Source organism: Pseudomonas indica NBRC 103045 (genome assembly GCF_002091635.1).
GTDB classification, from domain to species: domain Bacteria; phylum Pseudomonadota; class Gammaproteobacteria; order Pseudomonadales; family Pseudomonadaceae; genus Pseudomonas_M; species Pseudomonas_M indica.
Genome location: NZ_BDAC01000001.1, coordinates 495,235 through 517,550, shown reverse-complemented (window position 1 = coordinate 517,550; position 22,316 = coordinate 495,235). Strand labels below are relative to the sequence as shown.

The 22,316-nt window shown below is 60.4% G+C and carries 23 protein-coding genes and 1 pseudogene; 8 read left to right on the top strand and 16 right to left on the bottom strand.

The genetic code is table 11. The features are described 5' to 3' along the window. Positions 1-41 precede the first annotated feature (41 nt). Positions 42-374: a DUF2790 domain-containing protein gene (locus PIN01S_RS02355; RefSeq protein ID WP_084333482.1), complete on the top strand. Its 333-nt coding sequence runs from the start codon at positions 42-44 to the stop codon at positions 372-374. Between the two features lie 197 nt (positions 375-571). Further along, complete coding sequence (locus PIN01S_RS02350; RefSeq protein ID WP_084333480.1) at positions 572-1,897, top strand: OprD family porin; 1,326 nt, start codon at positions 572-574, stop codon at positions 1,895-1,897. A 423-nt stretch (positions 1,898-2,320) separates the two neighbouring features. Here PIN01S_RS02350 and PIN01S_RS02345 read toward each other — a convergent pair whose 3' ends face one another. From PIN01S_RS02345 to PIN01S_RS02280, 14 genes are all read right to left on the bottom strand, one after another. Further along, entirely contained in the window at positions 2,321-2,779 is a 459-nt protein-coding gene (locus PIN01S_RS02345; RefSeq protein WP_084333478.1) for a DUF411 domain-containing protein, read from the bottom strand. After that, entirely contained in the window at positions 2,769-3,608 is an 840-nt protein-coding gene (locus PIN01S_RS02340) for a c-type cytochrome (RefSeq protein ID WP_084333476.1), read from the bottom strand. The genes PIN01S_RS02345 and PIN01S_RS02340 overlap by 11 nt, the downstream gene beginning before the upstream one ends. 9 nt (positions 3,609-3,617) lie before the next feature. Beyond that, positions 3,618-4,694, bottom strand: coding sequence for a copper resistance protein B (locus tag PIN01S_RS02335; RefSeq protein ID WP_084333474.1), 1,077 nt, complete (start codon positions 4,692-4,694; stop codon positions 3,618-3,620). Beyond that, positions 4,684-4,956 carry a copper resistance protein CopB gene (locus PIN01S_RS02330; RefSeq protein ID WP_084333472.1) on the bottom strand — a complete coding sequence of 91 codons (273 nt, stop codon included), beginning with the start codon at positions 4,954-4,956 and terminating at the stop codon, positions 4,684-4,686. Before PIN01S_RS02330 ends, PIN01S_RS02335 begins: the two co-directional genes overlap by 11 nt. 12 nt (positions 4,957-4,968) lie before the next feature. Continuing rightward, positions 4,969-6,945, bottom strand: a complete 1,977-nt coding sequence (locus PIN01S_RS02325) for a copper resistance system multicopper oxidase (protein WP_084333470.1) — start codon at positions 6,943-6,945, stop codon at positions 4,969-4,971. A gap of 197 nt (positions 6,946-7,142) precedes the next feature. After that, positions 7,143-7,334: a co-regulatory protein PtrA N-terminal domain-containing protein gene (locus tag PIN01S_RS02320; protein WP_404804863.1), complete on the bottom strand. Its 192-nt coding sequence runs from the start codon at positions 7,332-7,334 to the stop codon at positions 7,143-7,145. Positions 7,335-7,567: 233 nt separating this feature from the next. Next, positions 7,568-8,305, bottom strand: a complete 738-nt coding sequence (locus tag PIN01S_RS02315; protein WP_226283063.1) for a TraX family protein — start codon at positions 8,303-8,305, stop codon at positions 7,568-7,570. Positions 8,306-8,499: 194 nt separating this feature from the next. Continuing rightward, entirely contained in the window at positions 8,500-8,700 is a 201-nt protein-coding gene (locus PIN01S_RS02310) for a heavy-metal-associated domain-containing protein (RefSeq protein WP_084333464.1), read from the bottom strand. Positions 8,701-8,788: 88 nt separating this feature from the next. Then, on the bottom strand, positions 8,789-9,556 hold the full coding sequence (gene dsbG / locus PIN01S_RS02305) for a thiol:disulfide interchange protein DsbG (RefSeq protein WP_084333462.1): 768 nt from the start codon (positions 9,554-9,556) through the stop codon (positions 8,789-8,791). A gap of 134 nt (positions 9,557-9,690) precedes the next feature. Further along, the gene (locus PIN01S_RS02300; protein WP_084333460.1) at positions 9,691-12,075 is read right to left on the bottom strand and encodes a heavy metal translocating P-type ATPase; all 2,385 of its coding nucleotides are present in this window, start codon (positions 12,073-12,075) and stop codon (positions 9,691-9,693) included. Positions 12,076-12,078: 3 nt separating this feature from the next. Continuing rightward, entirely contained in the window at positions 12,079-12,333 is a 255-nt protein-coding gene (locus tag PIN01S_RS02295; RefSeq protein ID WP_084333458.1) for a DUF2933 domain-containing protein, read from the bottom strand. Positions 12,334-12,432: 99 nt separating this feature from the next. After that, the gene (locus PIN01S_RS02290) at positions 12,433-12,972 is read right to left on the bottom strand and encodes a cupredoxin domain-containing protein (protein WP_084333456.1); all 540 of its coding nucleotides are present in this window, start codon (positions 12,970-12,972) and stop codon (positions 12,433-12,435) included. A gap of 149 nt (positions 12,973-13,121) precedes the next feature. Next, positions 13,122-13,682, bottom strand: a complete 561-nt coding sequence (locus tag PIN01S_RS02285; RefSeq protein ID WP_084333455.1) for a cupredoxin domain-containing protein — start codon at positions 13,680-13,682, stop codon at positions 13,122-13,124. Between the two features lie 165 nt (positions 13,683-13,847). Beyond that, a complete protein-coding gene (locus tag PIN01S_RS02280) occupies positions 13,848-14,207 on the bottom strand; it encodes a co-regulatory protein PtrA N-terminal domain-containing protein (protein ID WP_084333454.1) in 360 nt (119 codons plus the stop codon). A 205-nt stretch (positions 14,208-14,412) separates the two neighbouring features. Between PIN01S_RS02280 and PIN01S_RS02275 the strand changes: the two genes are divergently transcribed. The 6 genes and pseudogenes from PIN01S_RS02275 to PIN01S_RS26180 form a co-directional block, all read left to right on the top strand. Continuing rightward, on the top strand, positions 14,413-15,096 hold the full coding sequence (locus tag PIN01S_RS02275) for a heavy metal response regulator transcription factor (protein WP_084333452.1): 684 nt from the start codon (positions 14,413-14,415) through the stop codon (positions 15,094-15,096). Beyond that, positions 15,093-16,487 carry a heavy metal sensor histidine kinase gene (locus tag PIN01S_RS02270; RefSeq protein ID WP_084333450.1) on the top strand — a complete coding sequence of 465 codons (1,395 nt, stop codon included), beginning with the start codon at positions 15,093-15,095 and terminating at the stop codon, positions 16,485-16,487. Before PIN01S_RS02275 ends, PIN01S_RS02270 begins: the two co-directional genes overlap by 4 nt. Then, the gene (locus tag PIN01S_RS02265) at positions 16,484-16,681 is read left to right on the top strand and encodes a hypothetical protein (RefSeq protein ID WP_077524899.1); all 198 of its coding nucleotides are present in this window, start codon (positions 16,484-16,486) and stop codon (positions 16,679-16,681) included. The genes PIN01S_RS02270 and PIN01S_RS02265 overlap by 4 nt, the downstream gene beginning before the upstream one ends. A gap of 11 nt (positions 16,682-16,692) precedes the next feature. Then, complete coding sequence (locus PIN01S_RS02260) at positions 16,693-17,427, top strand: helix-turn-helix domain-containing protein (protein WP_084333448.1); 735 nt, start codon at positions 16,693-16,695, stop codon at positions 17,425-17,427. 74 nt (positions 17,428-17,501) lie between these two features. Continuing rightward, complete coding sequence (locus PIN01S_RS02255) at positions 17,502-18,356, top strand: sterol desaturase family protein (RefSeq protein WP_084333446.1); 855 nt, start codon at positions 17,502-17,504, stop codon at positions 18,354-18,356. Positions 18,357-18,621: 265 nt separating this feature from the next. Beyond that, positions 18,622-18,777, top strand: a pseudogene (locus PIN01S_RS26180) (transporter substrate-binding domain-containing protein); the annotation flags it as partial. A gap of 5 nt (positions 18,778-18,782) precedes the next feature. Here the strand turns inward: PIN01S_RS26180 and PIN01S_RS02250 are convergent. Both PIN01S_RS02250 and PIN01S_RS02245 read right to left on the bottom strand, forming a co-directional pair. Further along, a complete protein-coding gene (locus tag PIN01S_RS02250; RefSeq protein ID WP_001138070.1) occupies positions 18,783-21,749 on the bottom strand; it encodes a Tn3 family transposase in 2,967 nt (988 codons plus the stop codon). Between the two features lie 2 nt (positions 21,750-21,751). Then, positions 21,752-22,312, bottom strand: a complete 561-nt coding sequence (locus PIN01S_RS02245) for a recombinase family protein (protein ID WP_003124096.1) — start codon at positions 22,310-22,312, stop codon at positions 21,752-21,754. Positions 22,313-22,316: the final 4 nt, after the last annotated feature.

The window sequence follows — 22,316 nt, the reverse complement described above, 5'->3', positions numbered from 1 at the left end:
TCTAACATTCCAGTGGGTAAACCGACATTAAGGTGGATGGAATGAAAGCAATCCAAACAGTCATGACGATATCCCTTCTGGCAGTTTCATCGTTTGCATTAGCCGAAGGCGGAGCCGACCGGGTATTTGGGCGAATGCTCCAGTCCAATGAGAAAGCCATGGCGCAGTATGCTGAAACACAGGGCAAGGCTGTGCCGGACGTAAAGCACTATAAGTACGGGATGAATTTGGACATCGCCAAAGTTGTGAGCGTTACGCCCAGCAGCAGTGCCTGCGGCGTGGTGCCGGCACGTATGACTTATGAGGACTCCCAAGGCGAGCTGCACACCATTGAATACCGCGTCCAAGGTTTTGGCTGTCCCCATGGCGGTTAATTAATGAACAAAAGCGCAGGTGGATTTGAACGCTACTTGCTTACTTTTTGCTGACAGAAAAGTAATTTTGAAGTCATCCTGGCGTTAGTTGGCGTGTGGAACTATGGCCGTGGTGCGTATCAGCGGACTTGGCGCATCACCTGTTCTTAATAAGAAACCACTAACAGAAGAACTGCCAATCACGCCAGGAGTATAAAATGAACAACAAGAGCCTGTTTGGCCTCTCGCTCATTGCGTTGGGCATCAGCGTTGGACACGGCGCAATGGCCGATGAGCCAAAGCCTGAAGGATTCATTGAGGGCAGCAGCCTCACCATCCTCAACCGCAACCTTTACTTCAATCGCGATTTCCGCAAAGGACAGTCGAGTCGCACCGGCAACGGTTTTTCCGAAGAGTGGGCCCACGGCATCATGGGACGCTTCGAGTCGGGCTTCACCGAGGGCACGGTAGGCTTCGGAATCGATGCCTTTGCGATGCTGGGGATCAAGCTCGACTCGGGTGACGGCCGCTCAGGTGCCGGTGGCTCGGTCGACGTCATGCCATACAACAGCGCGGGTCAGCCCGAAGATGATTACTCCAAGGTCGGGAGCGCAGTGAAAGCCCGCTTCATGGATACCGTCATCAAAGCCGGAGATGTGTTCCCGGTGACGCCGGTGGTGCAATACGGCGATTCGCGCCTGCTCCCGGAAAGCTTCCGGGGTATTACCCTCGCCAATACCAGCATCGATGGACTGACCCTGCAGGGGGGGCGCTTGCATGCGATGAGCCAGCCTAACTCCAGCAGCATGCGGGACGGTTTTGCCACCTTCTACGCCGGCGCGGTGGACTCGCCCTGGATCGCCTACTTCGGCGGCGACTATTTGATGAATGACAGCGTTGCCGTCAGCTTGTACAGCAGCCGCCTCAAGGACGCCTGGAACCAGTACTACTTTGGCACCACGCTGAGCTATCCGCTTGCGGATGACGTAGCGCTGATTGGTGGGTTCAACTACTACAAGGCTGTAGACGAGGGCAAACAGCTCCTCGGTAGCTTCAACAACAACATCTGGAGCGGTAAGGCCGGGGTGAAGTTTGGCGCCCACAGCGTCATCGTGGCGTATCAGCGCAACAACGGTGACGATGACTTCGACTACCTGCGGCAGTCTGATTCGATCTACCTGGACAACTCCATCCAGTACAGCGACTTCAACTCACCGAAGGAACAATCCTGGCAGGTTCGCTATGACCTGGATATGGAATCCTTCGGCGTGCCGGGCCTGAGTTTCATGACCCGCTATGCGCAGGGCTGGGACGCGGACTACACCAACGCCAACGCCGTCTACATGCGTCGGGATGCCAACGGCGATCCGCTGACCAACCAGAAGCGCTGGGAGCGGGATATCGAGGCCAAGTACGTGGTCCAGAGTGGTTCACTCAAGGACCTGTCTTTCCGTATCCGCCAAGCCACCACGCGCGCGACCGACTTTGAGTCGGACCTGGATGAGTTCCGACTGATCGTCGAGTACCCGCTTGAAGTGCTGTAAACGGCACTGGGATGAACGGCTCGCAAGGTGTTCACCCCGATCCATCACCATTACCTCCATTGTGCTCCCTTGGAGGTAATCCTCGGCGCCTACGGGCGCCTCTTTTTTCGCTGGTCCGAAAGCTCAGCCAGAGCGCCGACTGTAGAGATCTCGCTGTGCCATGGACCTGATTAGACAGTCACATTAAACGACGCAACAAGCCCCTTACCGAATGCCCAGCGTGTGGTTGGTCCCCTACGTTGTGCATGCTTTAAAGAGCCTGCATCCGTCGATCAAGGCTATCCCGAAAAACAGTCAGCAAGGTCCTCCAACCGTTGGGAGCAGCGCAGCGCTCAGGGTGAGTGCAATTGCGCGAGGGACGTAACAAGGAAAACCCGGCAAACCTGATGGCTGGCCGGGTGCGCAGGCGGAACGAACTGTCCGTTACTTGGCCGGATACTCGGCGATTACCTGGTCGGTTCCCGCCTGGGTCAGGCCAATGACCTGATAAGCGTCTTGCTTCCCACCGACTTCCATCCCGGGAGAGCCGGCCGGCATGCCGGGCACAGCAATGCCACGCAGATCGGAGCGTTTGCTGAGCTCGATGACTTGAGCGGCCGGGACATGCCCTTCGATGAATTTGCCGTCAATCACTGCGGTATGGCAGGACGCTAACCGTGGGGCTACGCCCAGGCGCTGCTTGACCGAAGCCATATTCGACTCGACATGATCGATGACTTTGAAGCCATTGGCTTCCAGATGCTCGACCCATTTCTTGCAGCAGCCGCAACTGGCGCTCCGGTGGACATCAACCGTCAAGGATTCTGCAGCCTGGGCCGCGGACACCAGGAACAGGGAGGTGAGCGCTACGAGGCGCAGCTTTCGATGAGACTTAGCTTTCATGGTCGTGCTCTTTGCCATCGGCATGGGTGTGCGTCTTTGAGGACGGAGGAGTTTCGTCCTGGGCCTGCTCCATCTCGTGGTGGTGTGCTTCACCTTCCTCGCCAGCATGGTGACTCTCATCAGCCTGGCCGCCTTGTTCAGCCGCATGATGATCCGCTTCCTGGCTGGCCGATTCGCCCATGTGGTGATCGTCACCTGCCTGCCCAACTGCGTGGTGATCTTCGCCAGCGCTGCCATGGTGGCTGCCGGCCGCCGACACGTTGTCGCCGTGCTGGCCTTCGTGGTTGTGCATCTTGGATTCGCCACCGCCGTGCTGGTGACCACTACTGCTGGCAACTAGGGCCCGGTACTGGGCGGCGTCCAGCGAAGGCAGCTGCTGCAGGAAGGCGACCATACCCCAGATGTACTGGTCACCCATGCTCTTGCCCCAGGCTGGCATGCCCGTGGCCTTGATACCGTGCTTGATGATCCAGAACGCACTGGCCGGACTGCCATCCACGCCGACCTTAGTCAGATTCGGCGGCGACGGGTACAGGCTTTTACTGAGTTCGGTTTCAGCGACGCCTGGAGCAAGGTGGCACCCGATGCACATGGAGTTGTAGTTACCGGCACCGGCGCGAATCAGCGCCTCGTCCTCCAGGTTCGGCACCTGGAGGTCCCGCGCCCTCACCTCGATCGATCGCTCGCGGACCATCGTCAGAAACGCGTGGACAGGGGCTAGATGGGGGTCGTCGGCACCGACGTTCACTACGCCAAAATAGGCGACACCCATGATCGCGGTTGCACCGACAACACTCGCAATGGCTAAGGTTTTAATTGTTCTTTTCATGTCAGGTACTCAAAACCACATCCGGATACCGGCAACAAAGCGTGCCTCTTCTCGGTCTTCACCTTCTTCGTGCAGCATGTCGGCGGTATTGCCGTAGGAGCGGTTCCAGGTGACACCGATGTACGGGGCGAATTCTCGGAGGATTTCGTAACGCAGACGCAGCCCGACTTCGGTGTTGGCCAGGCCCGAGCCAACGCCGCGCTCGTGATCGTTCTTGCCGTAGAAATTCACTTCCGCGGTCGGCTGCAGGATCAGCCGATTGGTGAGCAGAATGTCGTAGTCACCTTCCAAGCGTGCAGCGGTCTGGCCATTCTCGCCCACAAAGGCGGTGGCTTCGGCCTCGAAAGCGTAGAGCGCCATACCCTGAAGGCCGAAGGCACCCCAGGTCTGGGGCGAGCCGGGTTTGAAGTCCTGGCGAACACCCGTGACGACATCCCACCAAGGGCCGATGGAATGCCCCCAGAGCGCTTGCACTTCGGCCTCTTCAGTCACCCCGTTTGTGCGCTCGCCCTCAGAACGCAGCCAAAGGCGGTCGACGTCGCCGCCAATCCAGCCGGAGGCATCCCAACTGAGCACGCTGCCCTCGTCGGCGTCCTGGTATTCCAGTTGGTCAAGCAGGAAGAAGGTGTTGACCTTGCTGTCGTGGATGCCGTGCCCGGGTAGCGGAGGGAAGGCCGCTGCGCGATCAGCATCGGTCAGGACCGGAATAGGCGTCCGACTGGTTGTAGTAGGGGCGGCGTCAGCCGAGCCATGGTCCATGCCCTGCATCTGGCTGTGGTCCATGCCTTGCATCTGATCTTGGCCCATCTTGCTATGGTCCATACCCTGCATCTGGCTGTGGTCCATGCCTTGCATCTGGTCCTGGCCCATTTTGCTATGGTCCATACCCTGCATCTGGCTGTGGTCCATGCCTTGCATCTGGTCCTGGCCCATCTTGCTATGGTCCATACCCTGCATCTGGCTGTGATCCATGCCCTGCATCTTGCTATGGTCCATTTCCTCAGCGGCGCTCGCTAGGCCTGCATGCAAGGCGCTGAACGAGACAATCAGCGCCAGGGCGGATGGAGCTGAAATCCTAGTCATCATGATCCTGGCTCGCTTTAGCCTTGTCCGCGTTTTGCTCGTGCTTCATCGAGCCGTGATCCTTCATCTTGCTGTGATCCATACCTTGCATCTGGTCATGGTTCATCTGGCTATGGTCCATCTGCTGCCCTTGAGCAGACTGCCCCTTCTCGTGATCCGCGTGAGTTTTCTCACTCGCCATCGCGGCGGGTACCAACAGGACGGCTAATACAGCCGCGGACAGTGCGCCGGCGACCCAGGATGTGCGCTTCATGATTTGGCTCATACAAACTCTCCTTTACTCGTCCACACGAACTTCACGGAACATGCCCATTTCCATGTGGAACAGCAGGTGGCAGTGGTAAGCCCAGCGGCCCAGGGCATCGGCAGTAACGCGGTAGCTGCGTTTTGAGCCCGGCGGCATGTCGATGGTGTGCTTGCGTACCATGAAGTTTCCGTTCTCATCCTCCAGGTCACTCCACATGCCGTGGAGGTGGATGGGGTGGGTCATCATGGTGTCGTTGACCAGGGTGATTCGGACACGCTCCCCGTACTTGAGACGCAGGGGTTCGGCATCGGAGAACTTGATCCCGTCGAACGACCACGCGAATTTCTCCATGTGGCCCGTGAGATGCAGTTCGATGGTGCGGCCGGGTTCGCGGCCATCCGGATCGATGAAGGTACTGCGCAAGTCGGAATAGGTGAGCACGCGGCGGCCGTTGTTGCGCAGGCCGATGCCGGGATCGTCGAGCTTATGGGTCGGCGTCATGGTCTGCATGTCGACCAGCGGGTTGTTGGTTTCGGACGCCGGGTGAGCCTGCATCTGGCCACCCATGCTGCCATGGTCCATTCCCGCCATCTTGCTGTGGTCCATGCCGGCCATGTCGCCCTGCATGGCGCTATGGTCCATGCCAGCCATCTTGCTGTGGTCCATGCCGGCCATATCGCCCTGCATGGCGCTATGGTCCATCCCGGCCATCTTGCTGTGGTCCATGCCGGCCATGTCGCCCTGCATGGCGCTATGGTCCATGCCAGCCATCTTGCTGTGGTCCATACCGGCCATATCGCCCTGCATGGCGCTATGGTCCATCCCGGCCATCTTGCTGTGGTCCATGCCAGCCATGCTGCCGTGATCCATACCACCCATGCTGCCATGGTCCATGCCCATGTCCCCCATGCCAATCAGGGGACGGGGATCAATCTCAGGTACCGTCGCGCTTAGCCCTTCACGTACGGCCAAGGTACCGCGTGCATACCCGGTGCGGTCCATGGACTGGGCGAAGATGGTGTAAGCCTGCTCGCTTTCAGGCTCGACGATGACGTCGTAGGTTTCTGCCACGGCAATGCGGAACTCGTCGACGCTCACCGGTTTGACGTGCTGACCGTCCGCCGCCACCACGGTCATTTTCAGCCCGGGAATGCGTACGTCAAAGTAGCTCATGGCCGAACCGTTGATGAAGCGCAGCCTAATCTTTTCGCCCGGCTTGAACAGGCCAGTCCAGTTCCCGTCAGGTGCCTGGCCGTTCATCAGGTAGGTGTAGGTGTAGCCACTGACATCGGCGAGATCGGTGGGGCTCATCTTCATCTCGGCCCACATCTTTCGGTCCGCGACGGTGGCGGCCCAGCCTTTCTCGCTCACATCGTTGATGAAGTCGCCAACGGTGCGCTTGTGGAAGTTGTAGTAGTCCGACTGCTTCTTCAGCTTGGCCATGACGCGGGTCGGATTTTCGTCGGTCCAGTCACTCAGCATCACCACGTAGTCGCGGTCGTACTGGAAGGATTCTGGTTCCTTCGGTTCGATCACGATGGGGCCGTAGACGCCAACCTGTTCCTGCATCCCGGAGTGACTGTGGTACCAGTAGGTGCCGTTCTGGTGGACCTTGAACTTGTACTCATACATCCCATCCGGGGCGATGCCATGGAAGCTCAAGCCCGGCACGCCGTCCATGTTGGCCGGCAGGATGATGCCGTGCCAGTGAATGGAGGTGTCTTCGCTCAGGCGGTTGCGCACGCGTAGGGTGACAGTGTCGCCTTCGCGCCAACGCAGAATCGGCCCAGGAATGGTGCCGTTGATCGTCATGGCCGTACGCGCGGAACCCGTAATGTTCACTGGAGTTTCGCCAATGAACAGATCGAATTCGGTACCGCTCAGCACAGTGGGCTGACCAGGGCTGGTCACCGCCCAGACGGGGGTACGCCAAAGGCCCAGTCCGCCCAGAATGCCGCCGGCGGCTAGGCCTTTGACGAAGGTTCGCCTTGAGGTTTTGCAATGCATGCCGTGTATGTCCAATGAGTCAGTGGAGCCAGCGCTGTGCAACCAACGCGATTAGGCTGCCGCACCAGATGATTCCTACACCCTAGTGGGCGTGCCCGCGGTCGATCCTTGAGACACGCTCCCGCGAGCATAAAACTGCCATATCCCGACCTTTCAGAAGATTACATTTCTGTAAGGTTGGCCGACTCGCTCTGGACTCAGCAGTTGGCGTGCTCAGCCGATTTGGCCTTTTCAGCGACCGACGACTCCGCCTTTTGCTTTTCCAAGCGGTAGGCTTCCATCGACGCCTGGGCGAGCTTGTCGGCACGGGCCATGGTCCGATCACCGCCACCAGCGGCCATGGTGAAGGACGAGGCGGTCAGGGCGGCAACAACAATCAGGGCTTTCATGGATTTCATGTGGGTATCCTCGAATTTGTACGGGTTAGCCCGGTATGTCCGGGCTGAGTGTCAGACTCGAAGTCACCTTAACCGCCCCGTGCTGTCAGCAACCTGAGCTGAACATTACAGTTCTGTCAGGTCAGCATTTCCTGTGTGTAGCGGCTCCCGCTTGCTCTGTAGTGTCCATGGCATGCCGGAAAGAAACTTCCCTTCGCATTCTCTGGACGGGCTGCCAACCGGCGCTACAGCGCAATCCGAATGAGCTGCAGAGCCGCTAGGTGTCCGGGATAAAACAGGTACCCCCAGCGCCGAATCGGCCAAATGGCGGGGTCAATTGCCTGACGTAGTAGCCAAAGTCCCGCTATCGGTGTAGCAAACGCAGTGATGAGGGGGGCAAGCGTCTCTGTCGTGAGTCCGGTATCGGCAAGCCATCGATTACGACTATTGGCCAGCGCCGCCACGGCAGCAGGGAGCAACCACCAGCCCCAGAATCGCTGAAGGCTGAGAAGCAAAGCGGCCGGCAATAGCACCCCGAATGCACCGTACATCAAGCGTGAGTGCAGTACCGTAGCGATCAGCATCGTCGCCAGGGCCAGGCACAAGCTCGGACGGTCGCGGTGGTGGAGGCCCCAAGCCACGAGCAACCCAAGCATCAGGGTTGGCATCACATTGAGTGTGCTGCTCAACGGCGAAAGCATTCGGTAGGGCAACTCAGAAATAACGGAGAAGGCGAGCAGCCAGCCCAGATAGTGAACGTTGCTGTCGGTATACAGATCACCGACACGGGTGCGAGCGACGTTGGTGGCAATTCCCAAACAGAACAGCGGAAAGGCCAACCGACCAATGACGAACAACCAGTTCGCGTCCGGCCACAGATAGCGGAGGTGATCCATTAGCATGGTCGCCATGGCGACCCATTTGATGAGATCCAGGCTGCCATTGCGACTTGAGGCCTCTGGCCGGTGCATCAGCGCGCTCATCTGTACCCCTTGATCGCAGGACCGTGATCACTCGGTAGCGACTGGCTTTGACCCTCTGCAATCGGTTTCTAGGGCAACCATGCTCACCGGCAAGTCACCGCCACCCTGCAAGCCCAGGGCGACTCATTTAGCAGCAAGCGTGTGAGGCAGGGTAAGCACCGGCCCCTCTCGGAGCCGGTCTGAAAGCAGGACCACTAGGCGCTGACTCTGGTGGGATAGCCCAATGCCTGAACCAGCTTACTCACGCCTTCGGCTGCCATGACACTTTCAACACTCACTTTGCCGGCAGCGCGATCGACCGTAACCTTGGCCTCCGAATCTGCTGCCTGGATGGCCTTGGTGATTTTGCTGACACAACTGCCGCACCCCATACCGGAAACTTCCAAGACGAACATCGCGGGACCTCTCATGCTGGAACGGCATCTTTTGCCGCACATCCAGCTTCAACCTTGACCTCGTGGGAAGGTCAAGCCCGATTGGAGTTTATTTCGGCCCCAGAACTTCTGTCATCGCCTGGGCGGGCGGTAATCCCTTCTGCATTTGCAGGCGGCCCTTCGCATCGCGATAGACGATTGTGGGCGTTGCCTCGCTGCCCAGTTCCGTCATCAGTGCAAGATTGGCGTCGAGTTGCGCCTGGACATTGTTGGGCACCATTTCCAGAGCCTTGAGCGTGCTCGTGTCACCAGCCATCTCATGCTGTTTCAGTGCGGCTTCTGGCTGTTTGGCGGTCAATAGGGCCGCTGACTTGCCGGCGCTGTCGGGGCTGAGCAGACCCACCATGATGTGGCGCAACTGGATCTTGCCGGACTCAACCCACGGGCGCGCCTGGTGCCAGAACTTATTGCAGTAGGGGCAGTTCGGGTCATCGAACATGTAGACGATGCGTGGCGCATCCTGGCGCCCGTCGGCAATCCAGGTGCTCTTTTCCAGGCGTGCCCACACCTCCTTGGCCATCGGCTCAAAGACCAGACGCTCCAGCGTTGCACTCGTCAGATCCTCGCCTTGGGCATCGAATAGGGTCCCCACCAGCACGTGCTGGCCATCGGCCGTGAGGTAAAGGGCCAACCCTTGGCCGTTGTAGCGCGCGGCATAGCCTCGCAGACCGCTAGGTGCCGTGAACTCGCCCACGATGGTGACGCCACGGGCCTCAATCGCCTTGATGGGCGCTGGCAGCTCCGCGGCCTGGGCGACGGCGGCGAGCAGAAAGCTGACAAAGGTGAGCAACAGGGGGAGGTACTTGTGGCGCATCATGGCTGAGGCCTCTCTCGCGTAATCGCCAGGGTCCCCGCGAGACTCGCGGGGGTATCTCACCGATCAGGTACGACCTGGCGACAGGTACACTATGCATCTTCGCGCCGCTGGCCGTACCTTGGAAGCTGGCCGGTTCAGCCGATGTCAGTACGCCGTAGGCGCAGCGCGTTAAAGACTACCGAGGCCGAGCTGACACTCATGGCCAGGGCGGCAATCATCGGCGACAGCAGATGCCCCGTCAGCGGATAGAGCAAACCAGCCGCCAACGGTATGCCCATCGCGTTGTAGAGGAAGGCAAAACCCAGGTTCTGACGCATGTTCTTCACGGTGGCCACGGAGAGCTGCCGTGCCCGCAGGATGCCCGTCAGGTCACCCTTCACCAGAGTCACTTGGGCACTGTTCATCGCCACGTCGGTACCGGTACCCATGGCGATGCCGACATCGGCACGCGCCAGTGCGGGGGCGTCGTTGATCCCGTCGCCGGCCATTGCCACACGACGGCCGTACGCCTGCAGGTCGGCTGCCAGCTTCTCCTTGTCCTGGGGTTTCACTTCGCCGTGGACTTCCTCGATCCCCAGCTGCTTCGCTACCGCGCGGGCCGTGGTCACCCCATCTCCGGTGGCCATGATGACCTTCACATCGTCGGCCTGAAGGCGGGTTACCGCTTCCTTGGAACTTGGCTTGATCGGGTCGGACACCGCCAGCAGACCGGCCAACACTCCATCAACAGCCAGGTACATGATGCTCATACCATCCAGGCGGAGCAGCTCAGCCCGATCTCTGAGCGCGGAAATATCCAGCCCGGCGTCCTCCATCAAGGCGGTATTGCCAAGCTGCAGTTGCATGCCCTCCACCTGGCCACGAACGCCAATGCCGGAGCCGGACTCGAACGCTTCGGGTTTACTTAGGACCACCCCGGTGGCCCGTGCATGGTCGACGATCGCATGGGCCAACGGGTGTTCGCTGCCCTGGTCCAGGCTGGCTGCCAGGCGCAAGACCTCGGCCGGTGCGAACCGACTGGTACCCACGACGCTGTGGAACACTGGGCGCCCCTCGGTCAGGGTGCCGGTCTTGTCCACGATCAAGGTGTCGATCTTGCACAGGTTTTCGATGGCGCTTGCGTCCCGGAACAGCACGCCACTACCAGCAGCCTTGCCCGTTGCCACCATGATCGACATAGGCGTGGCGAGGCCCAATGCACACGGGCAAGCGATGATCAGTACCGCAACGGCATTGATCAGGCCATAGACCCAACCGGGTTCTGGCCCGAAAAGCCCCCAGCCGAGGAAGGTCAAGACCGCAATCAGCACCACCCCCATGACAAAGTACCCGGCGACGATATCAGCCATTCGCTGCATGGGCGCCTTCGAGCGCTGAGCACGAGCGACCATCTGCACGATCTGCGACAGCATGGTTTCGGCGCCGACTTTCTGCGCTTCCATCACCAGGCTGCCGTGGGTATTGAGCGTGGCTCCAATGAGGGGCTCACCAGCTTTCTTCATTACTGGTACGGGTTCACCGGTCAACATGGATTCATCAACCGCGCTTTCGCCTTCCAGTACTATCCCATCGACCGGGACTTTCTCCCCCGGGCGGACCCGCAGGTGGTCGCCTGTGTGTACGTGAGTCAGGGGAATATCTTCCTCGCCACCATCGGCATTGATACGCCGCGCAGTCTTGGGCGCGAGGCCCAGGAGAGCCTTGATGGCCGCCGAGGTTTGCGAGCGTGCCTTTAGCTCAAGCATTTGCCCCAACAGGGTCAACGAGATGATGACTGCGGCCGCTTCGAAGTAGACACCGATGCGGCCGTCCTCCATGAAGGTCGCCGGGAAGACTTGAGGGACCAGGGTCGCGGCCACGCTGTAGAGGTAGGCGGCTGCTGTCCCTAGGCCAATAAGCGTCCACATGTTGGGGCTGCGGTGGCGGATCGAGGCGACCCCGCGTACGAAGAAGGGCCAGCCGGCCCACAGGGTCACCGGCGTCGCCAGCACGAACTCAACCCAGTTCTGGGTCGCGCCATGCAGCAATTGCAGCTGGTGCGCGGTCATGGCCAGCAAGGTCACGATCACGGTCAAGGGCAGGGTCCACCAGAACCGACGGGTGAAATCCTTGAGCTCCGGATTCTCCTCCTCTTCCAGCTCGGGAATGACCGGTTCCAGAGTCATTCCGCAGATCGGGCAAGTGCCAGGGCCGGGTTGGCGGATCTGCGGGTGCATGGGACAGGTGTATTCGGCAACGCCTGCACCGGGCACCTGCGCAACGGCCGGCTGGGTATGGTTAGCATGCTCGTGGCCCGCATGCGCGTGGTCGCCTGTTGGGGCGACGTATTGCGCAGGTTCCGCCTGGAACTTGGTCAGGCACTTCTCGCTGCAAAAGCGGTAGGTTTGACCTTGGTATTGCTCACGAAAGCGACTGTCCGGCGGCACTGCCATGCCGCACACCGGATCGCGCTGACTTCCATCCGGTTGCTCATGCTGGTGTGAGTGGTCATGGCCGTGCTGGCACGAAGCGGTGTGCATGGATTAGTTCCCTCTGTTGTCCGGCTTGCTGGGGTCTTCGCGGTCCTGGTGAGAATGCCCGCCATGGTTATGTCCGAAGAGATGCATTAACGGGCAAAGCAGCAGGATCAAGTACGGTAAAGCGAGGGAAAGGTGGCCGTAGTGCTCCCGTGCCACATAGAACAGACCGATCACCGCCAGCATGATCAGCGCGACTCCCGCTTTGCTCCGCCAGAAGGGTGTAGTCGGTTCGGTGCCATGGTGATGGGATTCCGTCATGATTCAACTCCCGAGCTGAGGGGGGAAGTGTCGTCCGCTGCCGCGTTCCTCAGCCTAGACGACACCTCGTGAACAGCAGTTGACGCCAATCAATACCGCTCACTGCACGTTGATCGGGCCGACCATGCCGAGTTGATAGTGGCCGGGCACGTTGCAGGCAAATTGCAAACCGGTGGTTTTGCTGAAGGTCCAGATCAGCTCCTGAGTGGCCCCCGGTTCGACCAGCACGCTGTTGGGGTCGCTGTGCTCCATGCCGACCATCTTCATGCCCCCCATCGTATGGTCCATTGCCTGCATGTCGTGATTGCGTCCCGTTGGGCTAAGCGTGCCGTTCTGGAACATGGTGGCCATTTCCTTCTGGTGAGCGGCGTGGGAGGCCGCTTTACCCAGGTTGAATTCGTGCAACGTCGTGCCATCGTTCTTCAGCACGAACCGGATGGTTTCTCCGTCTCTGACATCGATACTTTCCGGGGCAAAGTAGACATCGCCCATCGTCACCTCGATGGTGCGGTCAACCTCGGCCAGAGTGCCGGGTCGTCCAACATCGTCCTTCGCGTGGCCAGCATCGGCCTGGGCGATTGCACCGGTGAGCAGGGAAACAATGGCAATCAGGGAAGAAGCGGGCTTGGCCTTCTGCATGATGAACCTCGCAACATAGTGTGGGTTGAAACGTCTTCGATGCTAGCCAGCCAGAGCTGCCAGCAGGATTACGCGAACGCTACATATCTGTAAGGCTTGACGAGGTGCCGCCCCCCGGTCCGAAGACCTGGGGGCAGACGAATCGTCGGTCAACGCATCACAAAGTCGCCAATCATCCCGGCCTGAGTGTGGCCTGGCAGGGTGCAGGCAAAAGTTAAGTTGGTTGCGTCAGCAAAGGTCCAAACGAACTCCTTCGTCGTCCCGGGCTCGACTAGGACGGCATTCGGGTCGTCGTGTGTCGCTTCAATGACTTCTGGATAGCTGGGCGGGGTGGAGTCACCAGGACCGGTATTGCGCTCGCGCCAAACGATGGACTTCGCCTTGCCCGTCGGTGTCAGGGTGCCGTCCTGCATCAGGGCCGCCATTTCGCGTTGATGCTCGTGTTGCAATGAGACACGGCCGATGTTGAATTCGTGCATCAGCGCCCCTTCGTTCTTCAACACAAAGCGGACAGTCTCGCCGGGTCTCACGTCGATCGACTTCTGGCTGAAGCTAATGTCGTCCAGCTTGATGAACACGGTGCGCGTGGAGGGCGAGGCCTGGGCTTGCCGAGGAGCATTGGATTCGGTACCCGCCGCGACAGCGAAGCCTTGCGTAGCGGTGCCGAAGAACAATGCGGCGATCAACATAGTGGGACTTAAGCTATTCATGATGAGACCTCTCAGGATTGGTTGAAATCTCATGCTATTGCCCGACGGCTGTCGGGCGGCTTACCCCGAAACTACATCTCTGTCAGGTGAAAAAAGTGCGGCGCCGCGAAGGCGCCGCCAGGCCAAAGGAGCAATCACGAAAGGCCTTGAAGATGGGGAAATTCGTTAGGGATGGCATTCTTTGTCAGCCAGCATCAGCTTGTGCTCACGCATCATTTGCCCGAGTACGTCGTCCACCAGCTTGTCGTGCTGCTCCATCCACGCCAGATGTTCCTCGGCCGTCATCCCCGGCTTGGGATGTTCGTTGTGGAGCTGCGTCATGATGTCGTCGAGCATTTTCATGTGCTCTTTCATGTGCACATGACGCTCGCTGGCCGGCGCCTTTTCTGCCTGGATCAGCACGGCCTCGGCCTTGTCGCGCATCTGCTCGATGCGTTGAAACGTGCGATCGCTCCCGCCTTCAGCCCACACTGCAGAAGACAGCAAGAGCGACCCAACCAGAAGCAGGGGTTTCAGTGATCTCATAGGGCAGTCTCCATACAAGTAGTGGGGCCGGCCCTGCTGGCTTGGTCGTTTGGGGCCGGGCGAGCGCACACTCATCGCTCATGCTTGAACCCTAGCCAGCGTTCCCTGACAGAGGCCTGAAGCCAGAATTACATTTTTGTAAGCTTGTGGTTGGGGGGTGGTATTCACTGCAAACTGCGTCCATTCGACACATGGATACTGCGCAATGAAATTACTGGTTGCTGAAGACGAACCTAAAACCGGCACTTACCTGCAACAGGGGCTCAGCGAGGCTGGGTTCAATGTCGATCGGGTCATGACGGGGACTGATGCGCTTCAGCATGCCCTCAGCGAGTCCTATGACTTGTTGATCCTGGACGTGATGATGCCGGGGCTGGACGGTTGGGAAGTGCTGCGGATGGTACGCGCCGCCGGGAAAGACGTTCCGGTGCTTTTCCTGACTGCCCGGGACGGGGTCGATGACAGGGTAAAGGGGCTGGAGTTGGGCGCCGATGACTACCTGATCAAGCCCTTCGCGTTCTCCGAGCTCCTGGCGCGGGTGAGGACACTCCTGCGCCGTGGTAGCAGTGTGCCAACTCAGGCGATCCTGCGAATTGCTGATCTGGAAGTTGACCTGCTGAAGCGCCGCGCCACGCGCGGTGGAAAGCGCGTCGAGCTCACCGCCAAGGAGTTTTCCCTGCTGGAATTGTTGATCCGACGGCGCGGTGAAGTCCTGCCGAAGTCCCTGATCGCCTCGCAGGTCTGGGACATGAACTTCGACAGCGATACCAATGTGATCGAGGTAGCGGTGCGCCGTCTGCGTGCGAAGATTGATGATGACTTCGCGGTGAAGCTGATCCATACCGCCCGCGGCATGGGCTACATGCTCGATGGGCCCGACCCGGAATGAGGCATCTCTCCCTGACGGCGCGGATGAGCCTGATGTTCATGCTCGCCGTGACTGCAGTTTTGACCGTGGCCGGGCTGAGCTTCAACCATCTGAGCCAGCGTCACTTCAAGTCGCTCGACTACCAAGTCCTGGTGGAAAAGCTGGAGTCGGCGCAAAGCATCCTGCAGGGATTACCCAGCGTGACCGACTTCACCGATCTGAAGCCGCAGCTCAGTGCGCTACTCGGCGCACACCGGGACCTAGCTGCGATCATCTTGGACAGCGATGGCAAGGTCCTGTTCGCGGAGCCGACCATGGTGAATGTTCCCCAAGGGCTGCGCGTCAGGTCGGCCCCCACCATGTGGGAGTGGGAGGATCAGGAGTACATGTACCGCGGCTTGACGGCCGAGCTCAACGTCCCGGGTCTGGCAGCACCATTGACCTTGTTGTTGGTGTTGGACGTGACCCACCACATGGCCTTTTTCGAGGCCTTGCAGCGCTGGTTCATCATTGGGCTGGTCATCAGCGCCCTGGTCAGTGCTGGGCTGGGCTGGGTCGTGGCACGCAGTGGCTTGCGGCCTCTGCGGCAAGTCACCCAGGTGGCGGCCTCGATGTCGGCCAAATCGCTAAAGGAGCGCATTCCAATGGAGCCGGTGCCCTTGGAGCTGCAGCAGTTGATGACGTCATTCAACGCGATGTTGGCCCGGTTGGATGAGGCCTTCGTGCGGCTCTCTAACTTCTCCGCCGATATCGCCCACGAGTTGCGGACACCCGTTAGCAACCTGATGACGCACACGGAGGTCGTGCTGTCCAGGAAGCGGGACATTGAGGCGTATGAGGAAAATCTCTACTCGAACCTCGACGACCTCAAGCGCATGTCGCGGATCATCGACGACATGCTGTTCCTCGCCAAGGCGGATAATGGCTTGATCGTGCCGCAGCGTGAATTGGTCGAACTGGAGACGGTGGTCGCCAAGCTCTTCGAGTACTACCAACTGATGGCAGATGATCGTGGGATAGCACTCAAGCTTACAGGGCTGGGCAGTGTTCGCGGTGATGTGCTGATGCTGGATCGCGCCATTTCGAACCTACTTTCCAATGCCCTGCGCTATACCCCGCCCGGAAAGAGTGTCACGGTGAGAATCGCCCAGACGGCTGCGTCGACCAGGCTGAGTGTCGAGAACCCGGGCGAATCCATTCCTGCTGAACACCTCAAGCGCCTGTTCGACCGGTTTTACCGCGCCGACCCCGCACGGCGAGAAGGCACTCCCAGTAATGCTGGTCTCGGGCTGTCGATCACCCGGTCAATTGTCGAAGCCCACAGCGGTCGGATCTGGTGCACGTCGGCGCACGGTCATACCACCTTTCACATGGAGTTTCCTCGGCTAAACGAGACAAGGGAGACCGTATGACCAAAGAGCAACTTCGGGCGGAGCTGGAGCAGCAAGCGCGCAGTTTCGTCGAGCGCGACGGAGGTGAGGTGGTGCTTTACGCCGCCCAGCGCAAGCCTGATCGCCAGCCTTGGCGCAAGAAACCCAGCGTGCTCGATGAAGCGTTCCAAGCGGAAGTGCAAAAAATTGCCAACCAGCGGAACGCGGAAACCTGAAGGTCTTCCGCGTGAACACAGTGCAGGGTGTTGGATGGCGTGGCCAGGCTTGGATATCCCCCGGACTGGGCGTCTTCCTTGGGCAGGCCGGAGGCCAAGATTGGCATTGCCATATGGCCCACCAGATTACTATTGGCCTAGCCACCGAGCTCACTGTGCATACCCCGGGTTCCGAAGTCAGGGCCCGAGCTGTTTGCATCCGCGCCGGCGTCATGCATCGGATCGAAGCGATAGAGATCCTTTCGATCTACCTCGACGCATTGTCCGAAGAGGCCTTTGCCCTACATGCCGGGGCGGACGCGATAACCGTGGACATCGACATGGAGGCTATCTTCGCCCTGCAGAGCTTGCTGGCAGAACCGAACGTTTCAGCCCAGCAGATGCGAGATCGGGTTCGCCAAGCCCTCAGCCTGGCCAACGCCTCTGTCATTGATCCGAGACTGCAGACCGTACTCGCTGCCGTGCGTGAGTCGATACATGGTCGACAGTACCTGGCCAGGCTGGTCCATCTGTCGCCGACTCGGTTTTCGCATTGGTTCGTTGAGCAGACTGGTTTGCCACTGCGCAGCTACCGGAAGTGGAGCCGTCTGGTCGCGGCGCTTCAGAATATTGCTGCCGGCCGCAGCCTGACCGAGGCCGCCCATGCTGCCGGTTTTGCCGATGCCGCGCACTTCTCCCGGACCTTCCGAAACCTGTTTGGCCTCGACCCGACTTCGGCGCTGGGTCACGTCCACCTGATCGGCTGAGATCAGCTTTTTCGTTCAAGCCTAGCCCCACCTGAGTGGCTCAAAGTGCTAGTCACTGCAGGGAGGACTGTGCGATGAGCAGCTACCTCAGGTTCATGATCCGTTGGTTCAGCTATCCCGTGGTCTTTGGCGGCACGGCCGGCTGGATGCTCTGGCTGCTGTACGAAGGCCTTCCATATTGGCCAACCACCCCACTCATTGCCGCAGTGGGGCTTCTTTCGATCGCCATGCTGGAGCGACTGCAGCCCTTTCGGGAGAGCTGGTTGGAAGATCGCCAAGACACTCTGACCGACCTGCTGCATACGCTCGTCAACCTGTCCGTTATTCAGTTCACCGCCACGGTGCTGGCTCGACTGGGTGATTGGGTGCCTGATGCGGTTCGCACCTTCCCAACAGAGCTGCCCTTGTGGTGCCAACTGCTTATCGCAGCAGGGGTTCTTGACCTCAGCTTTTATGCCATGCACCGGCTTAGCCACCATGTGCCGTGGCTGTGGCGTCTGCATAAACCCCACCACAGTGCCGAACGGCTCTACTGGATGAATGGCGAACGCCGGCATCCCTTGCATGCGGTGATCATGGCGGGGCCGGGGCTGCTAGTGCTGTTTGCGACGGGCGCGCTGTCCGCCGTCGTGGCGGCCTGGCTTGGCATCCTGACCGTGCATTTGGCTTTCCAGCACTCCAACCTCGACTACTCCCTCGGCTGGCTGCGCTACATGATTGGGGTTGCGGAGACGCACCGCTGGCACCACAAGCGCGAATTCGAGGACGCCCAAGTCAATTTTGGTGAGTTCTTTCTGGTGTGGGACCACTTGTTGGGGACCTTCTACGACAGCGCGGGCAAGCTCGGCGAGGCGCAAGTGGGGCTTCTGGAGCGGGACTACCCAGTGGGCTATCGGGCGCAGTTGGTCGCGCCGTTCAAACGGAAGTAGCAAGGCAGGCGGCGTCGACGCCACACCACACTAATGCTCATATGCATCGGGAAAAAATTCCCCAGCGATCGTCACGATGAGTAACAGGCCATGACTAGGGCCTAGTGTGCTCATTCACTCGCGACCTCTCTATTTCAGTGCGGCACGGCAGATTTCACTTGGGTTGCCTGAATTGGCCCATGACTTGCGTGCATGTATATACAGGCACGCGCAATGAAGTACGTGTCAATACAAAGCCGCACTCATCCAACAAGAAGAGATACCCATGAGAAAACTCCTGACGATGCTTCTGCTTTCTACCTGCGCGCTTACCGGGCTTTCCGCCCATGCCGGCATGGTCGACGACGCAGTCAAACGCGGCACCCTGCGCGTTGGCATGGACCCGACCTACATGGGGTCGCCTCAGAAAACGGAAAATAAAGCACGCTAAGCCGGTTGCAGCGGTCGTAGCGGCCTGAACTTGCCCGCGCCGATCTTGGCGCTGCTGCGCCAGAGGTAATCGCCGGTGAGGTTGATGTGCTCCCAACCGAGCGGCGACAGGTACTGCAACAGCGCGTCATCAACGGCATGGCCGTTGCCACGCAGCGCGTGCGCAGCCCGTTCCAGATAGACCGTGTTCCACAACACGACGGCAGCCGTTACCAGATTGAGGCCGCTAGCCCGGTAGCGCTGCTGCTCGAAACTGCGGTCGCGGATTTCACCCAGGCGGTTGAAAAACACTGCCCTGGCCAGCGCATTGCGCGCCTCGCCCTTGTTCAGGCCGGCATGCACGCGGCGGCGCAGTTCCACGCTTTGCAGCCAGTCCAGGATGAACAGCGTGCGCTCGATGCGGCCCAGCTCGCGGAGCGCCACGGCCAGGCCGTTCTGGCGTGGGTAGCTGCCGAGCTTTCGGAGCATCAGGGAGGCCGTCACCGTGCCCTGCTTGATCGAGGTGGCCAGCCGCAGGATTTCGTCCCAATGGGCGCGGACGTGCTTGATGTTGAGCGTGCCGCCGATCATGGGTTTCAGCGCGTCATAGGCGGCGTCGCCCTTCGGGATGTAGAGCTTGGTGTCGCCCAGGTCGCGGATGCGCGGCGCGAAGCGGAAGCCCAGGAGGTGCATCAGGGCGAAGACGTGATCGGTGAAGCCCGCCGTGTCGGTGTAATGCTCCTCGATCCGCAAGTCGGACTCGTGGTACAGCAGGCCGTCGAGCACGTAGGTCGAATCGCGCACGCCGACGTTCACGACCTTGGTGTGAAATGGCGCGTACTGGTCAGAAATGTGGGTGTAGAACGTCCGCCCTGGGCTGCTCCCGTATTTCGGGTTGATGTGGCCGGTGCTCTCGGCCTTGCTGCCGGTGCGGAAGTTCTGGCCGTCCGACGATGAGGTGGTGCCGTCGCCCCAGTGCTCGGCGAAGGGATGGCGGAACTGTGCGTTGACCAGATCGGCCAGCGCCGCCCCGTAGGTTTCGTCGCGGATGTGCCAGGCTTGCAGCCAAGCCAGCTTGGCGTAGGTCGTGCCGGGGCAAGACTCCGCCATCTTGGTCAGGCCCAGGTTGATCGCGTCGGCGAGGATCGTGGTCAGCAACAGGTTCTTGTCTTTGGCCGGGTCGCCCGATTTCAGATGCGCGAAATGCCGAGTGAAGCCCGTCCATTCGTCCACCTCCAGCAGCAGTTCGGTGATCTTGACGTGCGGCAGGATCATTGCCGTCTGGTCGATCAGCGCTTGGGCGGTGTCGGGTACCGCCGCGTCGAGCGGCGTGATCTTCAAGCCTGACTCGGTGATGATGGCGTCCGGCAGCTCGTTGGCCGTCGCCATACGGTTGACGGTGGCAAGCTGTGTTTCCAGCAGCGTCAGCCGGTCGTTCAGGTACCGGTTGCAGTCGGTGGCCACGGCCAGCGGCAATTCGCTGGCCTGCTTGAGGCTGGCGAATTTCGCGGGCGGCACCAGGTAGTCCTCGAAGTCCTTGAACTGGCGCGACCCCTGCACCCAGATGTCGCCGGAACGCAACGCGTTCTTCATCTCCGACAGCGCGCACAGTTCGTAGTAGCGCCGGTCGATGCCGGTGTCGGTCATGACCAGCTTCTGCCAGCGCGGCTTGATGAACTCGGTCGGCGCGTCGGCGGGCACCTTGCGGGCGTTGTCGCTGTTCATGCCGCGCAGCACCTCGATGGCGTCGAGCACGTCCTTCGCGGCGGGAGCGGCCCGCAGCTTGAGCACGGCAAGGAATTCCGGCGCGTAGCGGCGCAGCGTGGCGTAGCTTTCGCCGATGCGGTGCAGGAAATCGAAGTCCTCGGGCTGCGCAAGCTTCTGCGCTTCGGTGACGCTCTCGGCGAAGGCATCCCAGGACATGACGGCCTCGATGGCGGCGAACGGATCGCGGCCCGCCTGCTTGGCCTCGATCAGCGCCTGGCCGATGCGGCCGAACAACCGCACCTTGGCGTTGATCGCCTTGCCGGACGCCTGGAATTGCTGCTGATGCTTGTTCTTGGCGGCGTTGAACAGCTTGCCCAGGATGCGGTCGTGCAGGTCGATGATTTCGTCGGTGACGGTGGCCATGCCCTCGATGGCAAGCGCCACCAGGGTGGCATAGCGTCGCTGCGCCTCGAACTTGGCCAGGTCGGCGGGCGTCATCTGGCCACCCTCACGGGCGATCTTGAGCAGGCGGTTCTGGTGCACCGACCGCTCGATGCCAGAAGGCAGGTCGAGCGCCTGCCACGCTTTGAGGCGTTCGATGTGTTCCAGCATGTGCCGCGAATTCGGTTTGACGGGCGATTGGCGCAGCCAGGCCAGCCAGGTCGTTTTGCCGTTGTCCCGACGCTTGAGCAGATCGTCGAGGCGGCGGCGATGCGCGTCCGACAGCGGTTCGGCCAAGGCATCGTAGATGCGCCGGTTGGCGCGGGTGATTGCTTCGGCGCTCGCCCGCTCGACGGCGTTGAGGGCAGGCAGAATGACCGACTGCTGCCGCAGGTGCTCGATCAAGGTGCTGGCCAGCACGATGCCCTTGTCGGTCTGCAAGGCCATCTCGGTCAGCAACTGGACGGCCTGCCGGTAGTGGCCCATGGTAAAGGGCTGGAAGCCGAACACCGTTTGCAGTTCGACCAGGTGCTCGCGCCGGGTCTGCTCCCGCTGCCCGTATTCGTCCCAGCTTTCGACGCTGACCTTGAGCTGGTCGGCGACCAGTTTCAACAAGGGCGGAAACGGCGGCTCATCGACGCCCAGGATGACACCAGGAAAGCGCAGGTAACAGAGCTGCACGGCGAAGCCCAGCCGGTTGGCCGGGCCGCGCCGCTGCCGGATGATGGAGAGGTCGGTTTCGCTGAACGTGTAGTGACGGATCAACTCATCCTTGGTGTCCGGCAACGCCAGCAGGCTTTCGCGCTCGGCGGCGGACAGGATTGAACGACGTGGCATATTTACTGATCCGTTCTCAAGTATTGATACAGGGTTTCGCGACTGATTCCGAATTCACGAGCCAGCTTGGTCTTTTGCTCGCCAGCCTCGACACGTTGGCGCAGTTCGGCAATACGCTCAGACGACAGGGATTTCTTCCTGCCACGGTAGGCCCCGCGCTGCTTGGCGAGCGCGATGCCCTCGCGCTGCCGCTCGCGGATCAAGGCGCGTTCGAACTCGGCGAACGCGCCCATTACCGACAGCATCAGGTTCGCCATCGGCGAGTCCTCGCCGGTGAAGGTCAAATGCTCCTTAAGGAACTCGATGCGTACGCCGCGCTGGGTGAGGCCCTGCACCAGGCGGCGCAGGTCGTCGAGGTTGCGCGCCAGACGATCCATGCTGTGCACCACGACCGTGTCGCCTTCGCGCACGAAGGCGAGCAGCCGTTCCAGTTCGGGCCGCCGTGTGTCCTTGCCCGACGCCTTGTCGGTGAACACTTTATCCACCTGGATCTGTTCGAGCTGCCGTTCTGGGTTCTGGTCGAAGCTGCTGACGCGGACGTAACCGATGCGCTGACCGTGCAAGGTA